The organism is Pelobacter seleniigenes DSM 18267, assembly GCF_000711225.1.
Lineage (GTDB): Bacteria > Desulfobacterota > Desulfuromonadia > Desulfuromonadales > Geopsychrobacteraceae > Seleniibacterium > Seleniibacterium seleniigenes.
The window spans coordinates 222194-238829 of record NZ_JOMG01000001.1; the positions used below are offsets into that span (position 1 = coordinate 222194).

Annotated in this window: 13 protein-coding genes; 4 read left to right on the forward strand and 9 right to left on the reverse strand. The window is 55.5% G+C overall.

What is annotated here, in order from left to right; translation table 11 throughout:
* Positions 1-48 precede the first annotated feature (48 nt).
* The 7 genes from N909_RS0100975 to N909_RS0101010 all read right to left on the reverse strand — a co-directional run bounded on the left by N909_RS0100975 (position 49) and on the right by N909_RS0101010 (position 10047).
* On the reverse strand, positions 49-1086 hold the full coding sequence (locus N909_RS0100975) for a TAXI family TRAP transporter solute-binding subunit (protein WP_169739558.1): 1038 nt from the start codon (positions 1084-1086) through the stop codon (positions 49-51).
* Positions 1087-1296: 210 nt separating this feature from the next.
* A complete protein-coding gene (locus N909_RS0100980) occupies positions 1297-2061 on the reverse strand; it encodes a dimethylarginine dimethylaminohydrolase family protein (protein WP_051689420.1) in 765 nt (254 codons plus the stop codon).
* A gap of 225 nt (positions 2062-2286) precedes the next feature.
* A complete protein-coding gene (locus tag N909_RS0100985) occupies positions 2287-4170 on the reverse strand; it encodes a TRAP transporter permease (protein ID WP_051689421.1) in 1884 nt (627 codons plus the stop codon).
* A 78-nt stretch (positions 4171-4248) separates the two neighbouring features.
* The gene (locus N909_RS0100990; RefSeq protein ID WP_029910011.1) at positions 4249-5202 is read right to left on the reverse strand and encodes a TAXI family TRAP transporter solute-binding subunit; all 954 of its coding nucleotides are present in this window, start codon (positions 5200-5202) and stop codon (positions 4249-4251) included.
* Positions 5203-5633: 431 nt separating this feature from the next.
* Entirely contained in the window at positions 5634-7007 is a 1374-nt protein-coding gene (locus N909_RS0101000) for a sigma-54-dependent transcriptional regulator (protein WP_029910015.1), read from the reverse strand.
* A 3-nt stretch (positions 7008-7010) separates the two neighbouring features.
* On the reverse strand, positions 7011-8867 hold the full coding sequence (locus N909_RS0101005; protein ID WP_051689422.1) for a sensor histidine kinase: 1857 nt from the start codon (positions 8865-8867) through the stop codon (positions 7011-7013).
* Positions 8851-10047 carry a class I SAM-dependent rRNA methyltransferase gene (locus N909_RS0101010; RefSeq protein ID WP_029910019.1) on the reverse strand — a complete coding sequence of 399 codons (1197 nt, stop codon included), beginning with the start codon at positions 10045-10047 and terminating at the stop codon, positions 8851-8853. The genes N909_RS0101005 and N909_RS0101010 overlap by 17 nt, the downstream gene beginning before the upstream one ends.
* Positions 10048-10332: 285 nt before the next feature.
* On the opposite strand from N909_RS0101010, the gene N909_RS0101015 reads away from it, so the two are divergent.
* The gene (locus N909_RS0101015) at positions 10333-11127 is read left to right on the forward strand and encodes a class I SAM-dependent methyltransferase (RefSeq protein WP_029910021.1); all 795 of its coding nucleotides are present in this window, start codon (positions 10333-10335) and stop codon (positions 11125-11127) included.
* Positions 11128-11190: 63 nt separating this feature from the next.
* A complete protein-coding gene (locus N909_RS0101020; RefSeq protein WP_029910023.1) occupies positions 11191-11964 on the forward strand; it encodes an NRDE family protein in 774 nt (257 codons plus the stop codon).
* Here N909_RS0101020 and N909_RS0101025 read toward each other — a convergent pair.
* On the reverse strand, positions 11961-12650 hold the full coding sequence (locus tag N909_RS0101025) for a YiaD family glycine zipper/OmpA-like lipoprotein (protein ID WP_029910024.1): 690 nt from the start codon (positions 12648-12650) through the stop codon (positions 11961-11963). The genes N909_RS0101020 and N909_RS0101025 overlap by 4 nt on opposite strands.
* A 151-nt stretch (positions 12651-12801) precedes the next feature.
* A complete protein-coding gene (locus N909_RS0101030; protein WP_029910026.1) occupies positions 12802-14115 on the reverse strand; it encodes a citrate (Si)-synthase in 1314 nt (437 codons plus the stop codon).
* A 374-nt stretch (positions 14116-14489) separates the two neighbouring features.
* Between N909_RS0101030 and dusB the strand changes: the two genes are divergently transcribed.
* Both dusB and N909_RS0101040 read left to right on the forward strand, forming a co-directional pair.
* Entirely contained in the window at positions 14490-15473 is a 984-nt protein-coding gene (gene dusB, locus N909_RS0101035; RefSeq protein ID WP_029910028.1) for a tRNA dihydrouridine synthase DusB, read from the forward strand.
* The gene (locus tag N909_RS0101040) at positions 15470-16579 is read left to right on the forward strand and encodes a two-component system sensor histidine kinase NtrB (RefSeq protein ID WP_029910030.1); all 1110 of its coding nucleotides are present in this window, start codon (positions 15470-15472) and stop codon (positions 16577-16579) included. Before dusB ends, N909_RS0101040 begins: the two co-directional genes overlap by 4 nt.
* Positions 16580-16636 lie beyond the last annotated feature (57 nt).

Sequence of the window (16636 nt, forward strand, 5' to 3'; positions counted from 1 at the left end):
GGCCACCCCTTGAGCAGGCGGCCGGGTAAACCGGCAATCAGGTGACGATCACTTGGCAATCAGACGGGCGGGAACTTTGATGCCGACTTCCTGGTAATACTTCAAGGCACCCGGATGCAACGGCATCGGCAGCCCTGAAATCGCTTTTTCAATGGCCATGGCTTTGGTAGCGCCATGGATCGCATTCAAGAACGGCAGGTTTTCATAAATCGTTTTGGTGATTTTATAAACGGCATCTTCATCAACATCGGCGCGGACTCCGAGGAAGTTCGGCTGGGCGATGGTGTTGATGTCTTTCTTCTGGCCGGGATAGGTGTCGGCTGGGATGACATACCGGGTCCAGAGTTCCAGGCCGCCATCGGCCTGTTTAAGCTGCTCATCGGTGAAGTCGAGGATGACCATGTCGTCACCGAGGTTCGCCATCGCCTTGGTGATGGCGCTGGCCGGCACTCCGGCCGGGATGCCGAAGCCGGCGATCTGGCCGTTTTGCAGGGCATCGGCCGTCGGGCCATAGCCGACATAGATCAGGTTATAATCCTTGTCAATATCAATGCCGAGGTTACCCAGAATAACCTTGTTGGAGCCGATGGTGCCGGAGTTCTTTTTCCCCATCGACATGGTCTCGCCTTTCATACCAGCGAGATCCGATGCTGTCCCGGTTTTGGCAAATTTTTTGAGAACCCCGTAATGTTCAACATTCTGCCAGAGCATGGTCACCGAGCGCAGGTTTTTTTGCGGACCTTCGCTGGCAATCGGCCCGGTGCCGTTCCAGGCATAGGAACCGAAGAGCCCCTGCAAGATGGCGAACTGGACTTCGTTTTCGCGCAGCAGCTTGATGTTTTCACCGGAACCAGCCGAATTGATCGCTGACATGCCAATCTTTTCCGTCGGCTGGAGTTTGACTTTCACCAGAGTCGACAGAGCAACCCCGACCGGGTAATAAGTTCCACCGGTTGAAGCGGTGGCCATCAGATAATTCCGTTCTGCCGGAGCGGCCTGTACACCGCTGCCGAAACCCAACACAAAAGTCGTCGCAACAACAACAAACACCAGCTTCCTGAAACATCTTGCAAGTGACATTTTCATCCTCCTCGACAGTAGGGGGGTAGGTGGTGGTCAGGGAAAAGTCCCTGACGATGTTTGTCCGTTCAACAGGCTTATAATCCTTTCCAACAGCTGCAAGCATACCAAAAATAACATAGTTTTATAGTTGTTTTATAGGTTTGTAACAGAAAAAGCCGTATGAGCGAAGATCATACGGCTGACAGAGGTGTGCAAAGGGGGAGTCTGGGCTGATTAAAATCGCAGCGAGAGGCAGGTCAGACCGCCGTCGATTTTCGCAAACTCGGAGATATCCACTTCGATCACCTCCCGACCACAACCGCTCAGCATCTCCTTAAGCGCCGGAAAGCCGGCCGGCATTAACAATTTTCCATTGATCGCAATACAATTGGCCGCGGCAGCGGAATCCGCTCCGACATTGATTTTTTCAAAGTCGGCAAACCCCGGAAATCCGAGCAGGCTTTCCGTGCCGAGCAGGGTCCGCTCGGCGATCCTGGTCACGCCGGTTTTCAAATGCAGGCACCCGCGAACCGGAACCGCACTCACCCGCAGACCGTACGCGCTAACGATCTCGCTCAATTGCTCGATCCCCTGCTGGTTGGTCCGCCCAGAGAGTCCAACATAAAGACAGGAATCGACCGCCATGACATCACCGCCGTCCAACTGACCGGGAGGCTCTATCCTTCTGACCTCCGGGAAAAAATCGTCCAGCACCGGGGCTATAGCAGCGACCTCCCGGCGCCGCGAGTTGGCTCCCGGTGCGGTCAAGATCGCACAGTTTTTGATGAGCACCGCCGTGTCTTCCACAAAGGTCGAATCGGGGAACTCCTCCAGCGGGTCCAGGCAAATCACCTCCAGCCCACACCGCTGTAGAGCCTCAATATAGGCATCATGCTGGGTCAGCACCCGCGGATAAGACGGCTGGCCAAGGTTCGAGGTGGAGAGGCCATTGCAGATACTGCGGCCAGGGCGGCGAACCAGGGCGTATTTAAAGATCATGACAGTTCCTTTCTACCAGGAGAGGTTGGAGATGTCGCAGAATATACGATCAGAGACCGATTATTCAAGCCCCGAGGCCACCATTCCTTGTAGGCTTGGCCACTTAGCGAGGAAAAAAAATCCGCAGAAGCGGGCAGTCTTCTGCGGATCATTAGCAATGAATGGTTCTGCCTCAGACACAGGCAGGAAAATAAACTCAGACCGGCAACGGTACCGAAGAGGGGCTCAGTTCTGCACCGGCAGGGTCTTTTTAAAGGCCGCCTCTTTAAATTGCAGAAGGACCAGCACACCAATCCCGATCGCCAGGCCAACCAGCCGGTAAGGCCAGTGCGGGAAGAAACAGAGCACTCCGGTGGCGATGATCAGCGCACGACTCCAGGTGGCCAGTTTGGATTGGAAGAAACCGGCAAAGCCGACCGATAACAGGTAGCCGGCCACCGTGGCAGAAACAATGACCCCCACGGTCTCCAGCCAGGTTCCCTGCAGCAGCAACGCCGAATCATAAGCAAACGCAAAGGGGACGATAAACGCAACCACACCGATACGCATCGCGGTCACAGCAATCTTCATGGGACTGTCTCCGGCAATCGTTCCCGCCGCAAAGGACGCCAACGCCACCGGCGGAGTCATGTTGGACAGCACCGCGAAATAGAACACAAACAGGTGCGCGTTCAAAGGGGCAAAACCGAGCTTGGTCAAGCTGCTGACCCCCAGAGCCGCGGCGATGATATAGGCCGAAGTCGTTGGCAGCCCCATGCCGAAGATAACCGCCAGCAAGGCGATCAGGAACAATGCCATGAAGGTCGAATCCCCGGACAGGGTCGAAATCAGCGCCCCGATCTTGAAGCCGATCCCGGTCAGGGCGATGGAACCGATAACGATCCCGGCTGAGGCGCAGGCAATGGCGATGACGGGTACGGATTTCCCGGCCATGATCAAGGCTTCAACCAGACGTTTGGGTCCCATCCGGTAACCACGATTGAACAGAGACACGCCCCAGGCCAGGATAATGCCGACCAGGCCGGCCAGCATCGGGGTTTTCCCCATCAGCAAGGCGACCACCAGCACCAGAATCGGCAGCAGCAGAAAACTGCGCTGCAGCACATGGGACCAGCGCGGCAAATCCGCCTCTTTCAGGCCGACAAAACCATCCCGCTTGGCCACATAGTGGATCATCAGCAGCGCGGTCCCGTAATAGAGCAGCGCCGGCAGCAGCGCGGCAACCATGATCACCTTGAACTCTACCCCGAGATAGGCGGACATGACAAAGGCCCCGGCCCCCATCAGCGGCGGCATCAACTGCCCGCCGGTGGACGCCATGGTCTCGATCCCGCCAGCCAGCACCGGCGCGAAACCGGTCCGCTTCATCATCGGAATGGTGAAGTTCCCGGTCGAATAAACATTGGCCACGGCCGAGCCGGAAATGGACCCGAACAGACAAGAGCTGACCACGGCGATTTTGGCCGGACCGCCGATGGATTTACCGGCCACCCGCGATGAGAACTCCATAAACCAGGGACCGACCCCGCTGACTTCGAGAAAGGCTCCGAAGATCAGGAAAATCACCACGTAGGTCGCGGAAACCCCCAAGGGCATGGAAAAAATGCCGTCCTGGGTCAAAAACAGGGATTCAATAACCTCCCGCAACGAGAAATCCTCACCGCGCATGATCCCCGGGAAATAGGCGCCGAACACCATGTAAAAGGCAAAAAAGGAACTGATGATGGTCAGCGGCCAGCCGAGCAGGCGGCGGGTCGCCTCGATCAGGCAGAGCACCAGGACAATCCCCAGAATCAACTGGGCATTGGTCACCGGGTCGACCTGGTCGATGCGAAACAGGATCAGATCGGAATTCCAGATGCCGTAGGCACCGGGCAGGATGGAGATAAATGCGAGAATATAGTCGTAAAAAGGAACCCTATCCTTGGGCGATTTGTTGCTGAACGGCCAATAGATAAAAGCAATCGGGAAAACCCAGGACAAGTGGACCATACGTTGCATCCAGGCTTCGAGAACCCCGAACGCTGCCGTATACAGGTGAAAACAAACGCCGAGAACCAACCACAGGCCAAGCAGGATGTTCAGTGTTTTATTATTAAATTCCCTCATGCAGGAGCTCCTTACTCAGGGGAAAACCGGGATCACGCCCAACTCTGTGCGTGATCCCGAGATATTGCGCAGTCTTGATTACTGTTGAGCTTCGAAAAATGCTTTTGCAGCGGGGTGCATCGGCAGTTTTTTGGCAACTGCGCTGGTCGCATTGAAGGCTTCGAAATCTTTGATGGTGGTTGCCAGGTTGTCTTTGTTTTCCAACAGGGTGGCAGCCATTTTCTTGACGACATCGTCAGGCATGTCTTTGCGGACGATACAAACTGTGTAATCGCCGACAGTCGGGATGTTGGAGGTCACACTTTTGTAGATACCGGGTTCAATGTAGTGGGTTCCGGTCCCATAGGCATCACTGAGGGCCTGCAAAGCGTTATCGTCAACCGGCAGGATCACGATATCAGTCTGGCTTTCGATATTCATGATAATGGAAGCGATCTTGCCGACCGAAAAGGCAAACATATCGATATGATTATCAGAGATCAGACCGGCACCGTCAGAGTAAGAGGCAAACTGAACCTGGCCGCCGCCTTCTTTGATCGATTTCCAATCCATTCCGTAACCGAGATCCAGCAGGGAGCTGACCACGAATTCGGAAGAGGTGCCGGGCTTCAGGCTGGCGATCCGCAGCGATTTGACAGCCAAGGCATCCTTCAGGGTTTTGATATTATTCTCTTTCACAAAATCTTTACGGGCGATGAAATAGGTGATCTGGGGATAGAGGTTCGACAGCACAACGGCATTGCTGATCGGCTTTTTGAAAACGCCTTTCCCTTTGGTTGCTGCGCCCAACAGCGAACCGACCGTAAAGCCGAGATCAGCTTTACCGCGATCGACGTTCATGACGTTGGAGACTCCGCCGCCCGTTGAGCTGGAGGTGTTCATGCCGGCTTTACTGAAATACGAACTGATCGCCCCACCCAGCACGAACCAGTTGCCGCCCTGCGGACCCGAAACGAAACGATAATTCGCGGCAAAAGACAGCGATGGGACCAGCAGCAGGGTGATAAAGATTGCAGACAGGAAACGCTTCATACTTTTTCTCCTTAAGTGAGCGTACCGGAAGAATACGATTCAACCCGGCAATACCGGAATGGCAACCGCAGAGCTCCCAGAGAGGTTATGCACGCGTCAAACGTGCGGCCAAAAGCATCCTAAAGATCCCGGCAGGAGCAACGACGGTTATCCGATGACAGCCGCCCGGCCGGAGCATTCATCTAACTAAGATTTTGGAAAACGGATCGAGGCGGGGTTAGACGATAGAGCCGGAGCGGATCGGCTCAGGCTCATGGCAGTGACGTCAATCAAGAACTCCCCGTTGAGAATGATCCCGTTGGAATGCATCTTCAAAGGACGTGCCATCTTTGAAAGGCTGAAAAAACGGAGTTTTAAAAAGAAAAGCAGGATATTTCGGCAAGATCTTGCCGACAAATTTGCGCCAATCGGCAAGATCTTGCCGATTGGTTTTAGCGATAACTCCTTCGGTCCAGGCCGTGCCGCGACATTTTTTCATTCAAAGTCCGGCGGGGAATATCCAATTCATCCATGACCGCCTGGACATCACCCCGAAACCGGATCAAAGCCTGTTCAAGCAACATCCGTTCATGGCAACGCAAGCGATCCTGCAACGATCCGCCCGCACATTCGTCCGCATTGCGCTGGGGATGATGCATGATGCTGCTGAGCCGTTGTTCCAGGGGCAAGGATGAGAGCACAAAGCGCTCGGCGATATTCTTTAGCTCGCGGACATTGCCCGGCCACTCATGACTCATCACCGGTCCGATATCGGCCAGCTGCAGGGACACCTGCGGCCGGTGATAATCTTCGGCGGCTCGAGCGGCGAAATAGTCGAACAGCAGCGGGATATCCTCACTGCGCTCGCGCAGGGGCGGAACGCGCAGTTCGACCACGTTGATCCGATAGTAGAGATCCTCCCGAAACCGACCGGCGGCACAGTCTTCCAGCAAATCCGTGTTGGCCGCGCTGATCAGCCGCAGGTCAAGGGTGTGTGCCTCGTTACTGCCGATCCGCACAATTTCCTTCTCCTGCAGCGCCCGCAGGACCTTGACCTGGAGGGGCAGCGGCATGCTGCCGATCTCATCCAGGAACAGTGTCCCGCCCTGGGCATACTCGAAGCGCCCGATGCGGCGCTGGTCAGCGCCGGTAAAAGCCCCTTTTTCGTGACCGAACAACTCGGATTCAAAAACCGTCTCCGGAACCGCACCGCAGTTGACCGCGACAAAACGGCCGTCCTTGCGAGCCCCGAAATCGTGCAGACAGCGCGCCACGATCTCTTTACCGGTGCCGGTCTCCCCCAGAATAAGGACTGGTGCGTCGGTCTCCGCGATATCGAGAATCTCTTCGCGAAGCCGCCGCATCGGGGCGCTGTTACCGATCAATTTTCGCTCAATGCCGCCATCGTTCGACAACTTGCGGCGTAATTCACGGTTTTCCATAACCAGCCGACGCTTTTCACAAGCCCGCTCCACGACATCAAGCAATTGTTCCGGCTCAAAAGGCTTCTCTATGAAATCATAGGCACCCTGGCGCATGGCATCCACCGCCATTTGCACATCGCCATGGGCAGTCACCAGAACCACCGGGATGTCCGGATCAAGGGCCGTGATCCGGCCCAATAAAGCCATCCCGTCCATCCGCGGCATCCGAACATCGCTCACCACCACCCCGGGAAAAGCTTCCGTCAGCTGCTGAAGGGCAGCCTGGGCCTCAGGAAAACTTTTAATCGTATAGCCGGAAAGTTCCAGCCACTGGCCGGTGGCCGCCCGCATATCGGCGTCGTCATCGACGAGAAAAATAATTTTTTTATCTTCTGTACTCATCTTTTAAAGATTCCTTCTCGGCAGCCGGACCACAAACCGTGCGCCGCCTTCAACCAGATTCTGAGCCCGGATTGTCCCGCCAAGATCAGAAACGATGCGGTAGGAAATCGACAAACCGAGCCCCAGCCCTTCTCCGACATCCTTGGTGGTAAAAAACGGCGTAAAAATTTCTTCAATATGCTCCTTTGCAATTCCGGGGCCGCTGTCGCGGATGGTAAGTTCCACATCGATATTGTCCGCAGTCACTTTGATCCAGAGATTTTTTTCCGGACATTCCAGCATCGCATCAACGGCATTGCCGATCAGGTTGACCAGCACCTGCTTGATCTTGGCGCGTTCCCCGGCCAGCACCAGCGGACTTTCAGGAAGCTCGCAATGGAGCTTGATGCCGTTGGCCGTCAGCAACGGCCCGGTGATGCCCAGCACCTCATCAAGGCAATCCTGCAACACCACCTGTTCCTTCCGCTTGGGTGCCTTATGGGCGAAAATTTTCAGCTGGGCGGTTATCGACGCCATATGATCGGTGATTCTGGACATCGAAACCAGGGTATCCCGGACCTGTTCGGTATTGTGCCGCTCCAGCAGCAACCGACAACTGGCCGCGTGGGTCCGAATGGCGGCAATCGGTTGGTTCAACTCGTGGACAATCCCTGCCGCCATATGGCCAAGAGCCGCCAGCTTTCCGGTTTGCACCAGTTCATCCTGGGCCGCACGCAAAGCTTTTTCGGTCCGGATCCGCTCGGCCACTTCATCCTGCAGCCGCAGGTTCATTTCGCGGACCGCTTCGGCTTCCTGGGCCTTGCGCCGGGAAATCTGCTTTTGCCGGCGCTCGCGGACATACATGCCGAAAGCCAAAAACAGCAGCGCCAAAACCGAACCGATGACGGCCACCGATTTTTCCCGTTCGTCGACAGCCGCCAGGGGCAACAGGTGGTGAATCTGCCAGCCCTGATCCGGCAATGGCCGTGACAGCATCAGATACTTTTCGCCCTGATAGCGAACGATCTTCTTCCCTTGCGCCAGAGTCTGAAGCGGTTTCAGATCGAGCAGATCCAACGCCTGGTTGCCGTATTGCTTGCCGGCCTGGATGGCCGCGATCTGTTCCTGCCCAAGGGGCGTCAGGGTACGGTAGCGCCAGTCCGCCCGGCTGGACAAAAAGAGGACGCCGTTGGAATCGCTGACCAGCACGGTCTCCCCTCCCTGGTGCCAGTCATCCTGCAACGGGGCCAGGTCAACCTTGACGATCACCGCGCCGAGGAATTCGGAGTCCTCAAAGACGGGATGGGACATGAAATACCCGGGCTGCCCGGTGGTTGCCCCGATGCCGAAATACCACCCCCTGCGGCCGGCTTTGGCGTCCAGAAAATAGGGGCGGAAACCGTAATTCTGCCCAGCGTAGGTGTGCTCGTCCCGCCAATTGCTGGCCGCCAGAGTATCTCCGTCGATATCCATGACGTAAAGAGCTTCCGAACCCGCTTCCCTGTTCAGCGATTCCAGATAGTAATCCACCCCGTCCACGGCCCCGGAACCGGCCAGCAGCGAGCGCACCGCCCGGTTATGGGAGAGGACATAGGGGAGATAGGCATAGCGGCTCAGTGCGGCCCGCAAGGTACTGGAATAAAGGGTCAGCCGTTCCTCACCGGTTTTGACAAAGGAATCCAGCGCTTCACCATAGGCCCAGGTTGAAACCCGCCAGACAATAACGGCAGCCACCAGCAGGCCCGCCAGCACCAGCCAGACCGGTCTGATCCGGTTATGCAACTGAACTTTCCGCTTTTTTACCATGCTCACCCTGTCGCCAAGATCACCACCGGTCAGTTGTTCAGCGGCATCCGTTTTCTCCTCAAAGCCCTTTGACATTGATCACGAATTTGAGATAACGCCCTTCCGGGAACGTCACCGGACAGGGAAAATCCTCCGGCTGTCCGCCGACAAAAATCGTCCGCAGCTCGTCATGGCTTTGTAAAGCACCCCGGCGCAGTTCCTTCAGATAATCTTCGATAGACACCTTCTGATGGTTTGACGAACTCACCAGCAGACCGCCGGGTTCCAAAAGGGGCAAGGTTGCCGCCACCAATTTCGCCGTCCCGCCCTGGGTGGAAAAGCGGCTCTTTCGGGTGGTAGAGAATGAAGGCGGATCAAATAGAATAACATCGAACCGGGTTCCGCTTGCCTGCATTTTCGCCAACTCGGCGAAAACATCGGCGACAATAAAGCGATGTCGACCGCTGGCCAGCTTGTTGAGTTTGAAATTATCCTCGGCAATGCCGAGATATTTCGCAGAGACGTCGACACTGGTGACCGCAGCGGCGCCGGCCGCCGCAGCCGCGACCGAAAAAGCCCCGGTAAACGCGAACAGGTTCAGCACCCGCTTGCCGACAACCCGCGGCATGAGCTCAAGACGATTTCTGCGCTGGTCCGGGAAGATGCCGGTGTTCAGCCCTTCGCTCAGATCAACCAGATAGGAAATGCCGTGCTCCTGCACGATCAACGGCACCGGGGCCGCTGCTCCCCAGCACAGGCTGCTGTATTTCTTACTGTTTGCCTTGGCCTCCAGGGCACGGGTTTCCTGCGGCCGCAGCTTACGGTAGATCCCGCGCGGGGTAAAAACCTTAACCAACGCCGACGTTATCAGCTCCCGATAACGATCCCAGGCGCCGGTATAGAGCTGCAGCATCAGATAGTCGCCGTAGCGGTCGACGGTCAATCCGGGCAGACCGTCGCCTTCGCCGTTGACCAGCCGGTAAACATCGGTTTCCGTCAGTTGGGCGTGTTCCCGCAGAGCCTTTGCCGCGAGAAATTTCTCCTCAAACCAATGGGCTGACAGCTTGACCTGGCCACGCGCCAGCACCCGGGCAATGATCCGGTCGCCGGGGTCGAGCAGAGCCGTTGCCAAAGGCTTGCCGGCCTGGTTCTGCAACAGCACTAGGTCTCCGCTTGCGCCTTTTGTCCAGCCCTTGGTGTAACGATCCGCAATAATCCACGGATGGCCCAATTCCAGCATTCGTTCCGTCTCCGGGCCAACCCGGTATCCGTCCATACATTCTCCTTGAATTTGAGGATCGCCAATTTTGCAATCGCAACCCTCAGAGTAACAGAAATGCTATAGTAGCATCTTTGGCCAGGCGCACCGCATCCTTCTCACTACGGAATGAGGCTGGTCCCTGACCAGGATCCTGATCCGCTCCAAGCTGGGCATCGGCAGCTTTTTTTCGATCGCCTCTTGACTTTCGCGGTAACAGACAAAAATACTGTAAAGGTAAAAAATTGCCAAAACTTTTATTTTTAAATGTATACTACCCGCAAAATCTCTTGAGGAGTTTGCATGGATAGCAAGTTTAAAAACCAGGTCCGCGAACAGTTCGGTAAGACTGCCGCCGCCTATGTCGAAGCAACACATTTTTCAGGTGGCAAAGACCTGGAAGAGGCGGCCAGGCTGCTCAAGCCGACCCACGACGACAACTTGCTGGACGTTGCCTGTGCCGGTGGTCACATGGCGCTATTTTTCGCCCCCTTGGTCAGGCAGGTGGTCGCATCGGACCTGACCATGCAGATGCTGAAGAAGGCGCAGGAACACATTGCGGAAGAAGGTCGCGTCGACAACGTTATCTTTCGCGAGGCCGACGCCGAAGACCTGCCCTTCCCGGCCGGTTCTTTTACCCTGCTCACCTGTCGCATCGCCCCCCATCACTTTCCGGATGTCCCCAGGGCCTTGCGTGAGTTCCATCGGGTGCTCCGGCGTGGCGGTCGAATGGCGATCATCGATACCCTGATGCCTGCCGATCCCGAAATTGCCGATTTTTTCCAGACCATGGAAAAAATGCGCAACCCGACCCATATCAGGGCCTACAGCGAGCAGGAATGGCGGCAAATGGTCGAAGATGCAGAATTGATCCTGCAGGAAACCATCATCATCTCGAAAACCCATGATTTTCAGGAATGGGTCAAAACCGCCGGACTCAACCGTGCCCGGGTTCAGGAACTGAACAAATATTTCATGGATGCCCCACCTAAAGTCCACGATTTTTTCCAGATCGAATCTTTTGCCGGCGAAGTGGAAAGCTACACCGACCAGAAACTGCTGATTTATGCCACCCGCAAAGAGAAAGAGAAAAAATAACCCGGCAGCCGCGCCCGTTTCGATGTGCAATAGGCTCGGCATCAGACCTTCTCCGTTAACTGCATGTGCCTGATTCTATTTGCCTACAAAGCCCACCCGCGCTATCCGCTGGTGGTGGCGGCCAATCGTGACGAAGCCTACAGCCGTCCGACGCAACCGGTCCACTGGTGGCCTGACCGCCCAGCGCTGCTCGCCGGCAAAGATCTTGAAGGTGGCGGCACCTGGCTCGGCATCACCCGCAGTGGCGACTTCGCCGCCCTGACCAATGTCCGCTCAGGCACTCCACCGACCGGAAATTTCCGCAGCCGTGGCGAGCTCCCCCTGCTGTTTCTGGATCAACAACTCTCCACTCTCCGTTTCGTCACCCGGTTGCAGGAATCCCGAACCGCCTATCGTGGTTACAATCTCCTCTTCGGCCATTACACTCAGCTGCAGCATTATTCCAATGCTACCGGCACCGTCACTCCCCTGCAGGCCGGAATTCACGGGCTTAGCAACGCGACCCTGGATACGCCCTGGCCAAAGGTCGCCAAAGGCAAAAAACGCCTTGCCGAAACGCTCCGCAACCCGGAGCCAGACCCTGCAAAGCTGCTGGCCATCCTTGAGGACCGGGACATCGCGCCGGACCACCAGCTCCCCGCCACCGGCATCAGCCTGGAATTGGAGCGTCAGCTATCCCCAGCGTTTATCCACACGCCCAATTACGGAACCCGCAGCTCCTGCCTGCTCCTTATCGACCGGGACGGCCAGGTCAGCCTGCTGGAAAAAGAAAGAGCCCCGCGCGAGGGCTCTCTCTTGAAGCATCAGTTTCGGATAACCAGCAAGTCTGCCGATTAATTGGCTCCGGCATTTTTATTCGGGACCACGAAGATTTCCACTCGGCGGTTCCGGGCTCGTCCATCCGCGGTATCATTACTGGCGATCGGCTCCATTTCACCGTGACCTTCGGTCCCCATCCGCTGTTGTGCCACACCATGGCTGATCAGATAGTTAGCGACCGCATTGGCCCGACGCAGCGACAGGTCGAGATTATACTGTTCGGAACCGACACTGTCGGTATGGCCGACCACCAGGATCTGGGTCTGCGGATAACGGGCCATGATATCGGCAATTTTATTCAGGGATGAGTAAAATGTCGGCTTCAGGCTGGCCGAGTTGAAGTCGAATGAGACCTCACTGCTCATGGTCAGCTTGAGGATTTCATTCTGCTGGCGCTCGATTTCAATCTGATGCTGGGCCTGTTCGGTGGACAGTTGCTGTTCAAACTCGGTCTGTTGCTTGTCCATATAAGCGCCAGCCCCGGCACCAAGAGCGCCACCGGCGGCACCGCCGATCAGAGCCCCGCGCAACGCGCCGCCGGAATGATCGTTCTGGTAGCCGATAATGGCCCCGGAGAGAGCCCCGACCAGAGCGCCGATGCCGGCACCTTTCTTAGTATTTTCATGAGTCGTATTGGTAGCACAGCCGCTCAGACCGACGACAAGAAACAGCACGACAACTAACAGCAATGGATCACGTTTCATTTTTTTACTCCTGAAAACAGATTAAGATGAAAATTCTTTCAAGATTATATCCGGGTTAAGGGAAAATCAACAGCCAAGGAATAAAAAAAGGGAGGCCCAAAGGACCTCCCCATTAGCAACAACAGAAAACAGTAACTTCAAAAGATTGCCATCATTTGATCCCGACAGCGTCTTCCAGCATGGCTGTCGTCACCGACTTCGGCCGCTCGATACCATAACCGAGTGCGCGGTCCCAGGTAATATTGGCCAAGCAGCCAAGGGCGCGGCCGATACCGAACAGGACGGTGTAAAATTCATATTGGGTCACCCCGTAATACCACTGGATAACACCGGACTGAGCATCGACGTTCGGCCAGGGGTTCTTGGCTTTACCATGTTCCTGCAGGACACCCGGAGCAACATCGAAAATCATGCTGATCAACTTGAACAGCGGGTAATCTTTCAACCCCGGAGTCTTGAGGCAGAATTCGCGTTGCGAAGTATACCGCGGGTCGGTTTTGCGCAGCACGGCATGCCCGTAACCCGGAATAACCTGCCCGCTGTTCAGGGTCGCCCAGAGCGCTTCTTTCAACTTCTCCTCGGTCGGAACCTCTCCACCCAGATGGAACATGAAATTCTGGGTCCAGCGCAACACTTCTTCGTTGGCCAGACCGTGTAACGGACCAGCCAGACCGTTGATCCCGGCGCTGTAGGCATAGTAGGCATCCGACAGGGCGGAAGCGACAAGGTGCGTGGCATGGGCCGACACATTGCCGGACTCATGGTCGGAGTGGATGATGAAATACATCCGCGCGACATCGTCATACGGCTTGTCGATGCCCATCATCCGGGCGAAGTTGCCGCCCAAATCCAGATCCGGGTCAGCCGGAATATGGGTGTCGCCTTTGTACTTCATCCGGTAGATGTAAGCACCGATGGAAGGCAACTTTGCCATCAGGTTGCTGGCATCTTCAAACATATCTTCCCAGCAGGTCATTTTGTTGAATTTACCTGAGGAATAGGTGTGGGAGAACACCGAATCCCGCTGCATAGCCAGAATTGCGGAGGAGAACATGGCCATGGGGTGAGAGTCGCGCGGCATGGCACGCAGCACATCGATGACATAGGCCGGAACCTGAGAGCGTTTTTTCCAGTCCTCGACGACCTCAAGAGTCTGCTCCATGGTCGGCACATCGCCGGTCAACAGCATCCACCAGAAGCCCTCGACATAGGGATAATCGCTCCCCGGCACCTTGGGCAGGGCCGCAAAGGTTTCCGGAATCGTTTTGCCACGGAAACGAATCCCCTCAAAAGGATCCAGATAGGAGATATCGGTCACCAGGCACTTGATGCCGCGGGCGCCGCCGATGGCCTGACCAACCGTAACCTCGCCGAGACTGACATCGGAATATTCCTTGACCAGCTTCATCGTACGAGGGCGATGTTCAGCAATCTTTTGAGCCAGTACTTTTTTTAATGACGACATAATCTCTCTCCTTTAAAATGGGTGTTGACACAGTCATTGGCCCTGTCGAGCCGAAATGAAAAACCTGCAACACCGGTAAATGTTGCAGCAATACAGGAAATGATAAAAACAAAAAGCGCCCGCCCGAACGTCATTTTATTTTCATCCCTGCAAACAGTGCCGGGATAGTAAGAAATAGGGGAAAAACGATCCTTAAAAACCTTCCTTCTCTTAAATTTCCAAATATCGTTCTAGCAACTCGAGCCCCTGTTTGTCAAGCTGTAAATTGTATACAATATCCCAGAAGAAAAACTCAGCCAGGGGAATAAAACAGGCCCGATAACGCCATTTTTTCCTTGCTCTTCAGCAAGATACTGATAAGATGCCTAAATATTATGCAAAAAAAGTCTCTCCAGATAAAATCATTAAAGTTAACCAGTCCGGTTATTTTAGCTCCTATGGCAGGAATCAGCAATCTCCCCTACCGTAGAATTATGAAATCTTTCGGAGCAGGATTGGTCTATACGGAGATGGTGAGCGCCAACGGCATGATCCGGGAAGGCAAGAAAACCAGGCAGTTACTAGAGTCTCATGCAAGTGAATTTCCGTTAGGAATTCAGCTGTTCGGGGACGATCCCGAGGTTCTTGGCGAAGCGGCGCAGCTGATTGCCGATGCCGGAGCCCTGCTCGATATCAACATGGGCTGCCCGGTCAAAAAAGTTATCCGCAGTGGCGCCGGAAGTGCCCTGTTAAGGTCTCCGGAGCGGGTTAAAAGGATCATCGGTACGGTTCGCCGGGCCTACTCCGGCCCCCTGACCATAAAAATTCGTTCCGGCTGGGACGAAGAATCCATCAATTTTTTGACGATCGGCCGCATCGCCGAAGCGGAAGGTGCGGATGCCTTGACCCTGCACCCCAGAACCCGCAGCCAGGCCTTTACCGGGCAGGCCCATTGGGAGTTAATTGGCGAGCTGAAAAAAACGGTCAGTATACCGGTGTTTGGAAGTGGCGACATCACCACCCCGGAAGAGGCCCGAAAGATGTTCTCCGAAACCGGTTGCGACGCGGTGATGATCGGCCGGGGCGGTTACGGAAACCCCTGGTTGATCGAGCAGATCAATCAGCTGCTGGCCAACCAGCCGGTGCTGCAGCCGGGCGTCACCGAGAAACTCCGGGTGGCCCTGTTGCACCTGCAGTATCATCAGGACCTGTTCGGCGACCGGAAAACCGTTCTCGACATGCGCAAGCATCTGTGTTGGTATGCCCGCGGACTGCAGGGCGCCAGCCAATTTCGCAAGGAACTGCAACAGTGTGACTGTCTGACCAATGTGATCAGACTCACCGAAGCGTTTTTCACCCAGACTGAAGAAGCGGCATGAACAAAGCAAAAAAACTGACCCAGAAAGAATACCTGATGATTCTGGAGAATATCGACGATGCCGTCATCGCCGTTGACCAGAACGGAGTCATCAACCTGTTTAATCCGGCGGCGCAGAGTTTCACGGGCCGCTCCGAAAAAACCAGCCTGGGCAAATCTTTTTTCGAATGTTTTGACTGGCAGGAAACCCTCTGTTATCTGACCCGCAAGGCGCTTGATGAAGGACGGTCCATTTCCGACCACGAAACAGTGACCCTGAAGCCGACCGGAACCCGGCGGGCGCGGCCGGTCAGTGTCACCGTGTCACCTATTTTTTCGACCCCGGGACCGCAGCAGGGGGCCGTGCTGATCATGCATGATCTGACCCAGGTCAAATCCCTGGAGGACGCCGTGCGCCACGCCGATCGCCTGACCATGGTCGGTACCATGGCCGCCGGTCTGGCCCACGAAATCAAAAATCCCCTCGGCGGTATCAAGGGGTCTGCCCAACTGCTGCAAATGGAACTGGGACAGACCAATGACCTCCATGAATATACCAGCCTGATCGTCCGCGAAACGGAGCGGATCAACCGGATCATCGAAGAGCTCCTCGACCTGGCGAAACCGCGCAAGGCCTGCTTCCAATCGGTCAATGTCAGCAGGCTGCTTGATGAAATCGTGACCCTGCAGAAGAATTCGGTCCGCGAGCGCGGGATTCAATTCAAATGGCAGCTTGACCCCAGCATCCCGGAAATTCCCGGAGACCCGGACCTGCTCACCCGACTGTTCCTGAACCTGCTGAAAAATGCTTGCGAGGCTACCCCCGACAATACGGAAATTTTACTTGAAAGCCGCATTGATGCTGAATATCATCTATCTCTCCCCGGCTCAAGGCCGACCCCGATGGTTCTCATCAGCATCAGCGATCAGGGACCCGGAATCGGCCAGGAGGAACTGGAACAAATTTTCACCCCGTTTTATACGACTAAAACCGGAGGAAACGGTCTCGGTTTGCCGATTTGCCAGAAGATTGTCACCAATCACGGCGGATTGATGCATTTCGAAAAACGCCCTGAAGGCGGCACGACCGTAAATATCTCCTTACCCCTGTTCAATAATCGTTCGTAAGAACTTGGTCAACAACCGGATGATCATGGGAATCCGGTCGCCACTGGTTGCCCGCCT

What these genes read in the sequence shown, in the direction of transcription:
- dusB (WP_029910028.1), top strand. Translation starts at nt 14,490, where the DNA reads ATGCAAAAAAAGTCTCTCCAGATAAAATCATTAAAGTTAACCAGTCCG.
- N909_RS0100980 (WP_051689420.1), bottom strand. Translation starts at nt 2,061, where the DNA reads ATGATCTTTAAATACGCCCTGGTTCGCCGCCCTGGCCGCAGTATCTGC.
- N909_RS0101025 (WP_029910024.1), bottom strand. Translation starts at nt 12,650, where the DNA reads ATGAAACGTGATCCATTGCTGTTAGTTGTCGTGCTGTTTCTTGTCGTC.
- N909_RS0101030 (WP_029910026.1), bottom strand. Translation starts at nt 14,115, where the DNA reads ATGTCGTCATTAAAAAAAGTACTGGCTCAAAAGATTGCTGAACATCGC.
- N909_RS0101005 (WP_051689422.1), bottom strand. Translation starts at nt 8,867, where the DNA reads ATGTCAAAGGGCTTTGAGGAGAAAACGGATGCCGCTGAACAACTGACC.
- N909_RS0101040 (WP_029910030.1), top strand. Translation starts at nt 15,470, where the DNA reads ATGAACAAAGCAAAAAAACTGACCCAGAAAGAATACCTGATGATTCTG.
- N909_RS0101020 (WP_029910023.1), top strand. Translation starts at nt 11,191, where the DNA reads ATGTGCCTGATTCTATTTGCCTACAAAGCCCACCCGCGCTATCCGCTG.
- N909_RS0100990 (WP_029910011.1), bottom strand. Translation starts at nt 5,202, where the DNA reads ATGAAGCGTTTCCTGTCTGCAATCTTTATCACCCTGCTGCTGGTCCCA.
- N909_RS0101010 (WP_029910019.1), bottom strand. Translation starts at nt 10,047, where the DNA reads ATGGACGGATACCGGGTTGGCCCGGAGACGGAACGAATGCTGGAATTG.
- N909_RS0100975 (WP_169739558.1), bottom strand. Translation starts at nt 1,086, where the DNA reads ATGAAAATGTCACTTGCAAGATGTTTCAGGAAGCTGGTGTTTGTTGTT.
- N909_RS0101000 (WP_029910015.1), bottom strand. Translation starts at nt 7,007, where the DNA reads ATGAGTACAGAAGATAAAAAAATTATTTTTCTCGTCGATGACGACGCC.
- N909_RS0101015 (WP_029910021.1), top strand. Translation starts at nt 10,333, where the DNA reads ATGGATAGCAAGTTTAAAAACCAGGTCCGCGAACAGTTCGGTAAGACT.
- N909_RS0100985 (WP_051689421.1), bottom strand. Translation starts at nt 4,170, where the DNA reads ATGAGGGAATTTAATAATAAAACACTGAACATCCTGCTTGGCCTGTGG.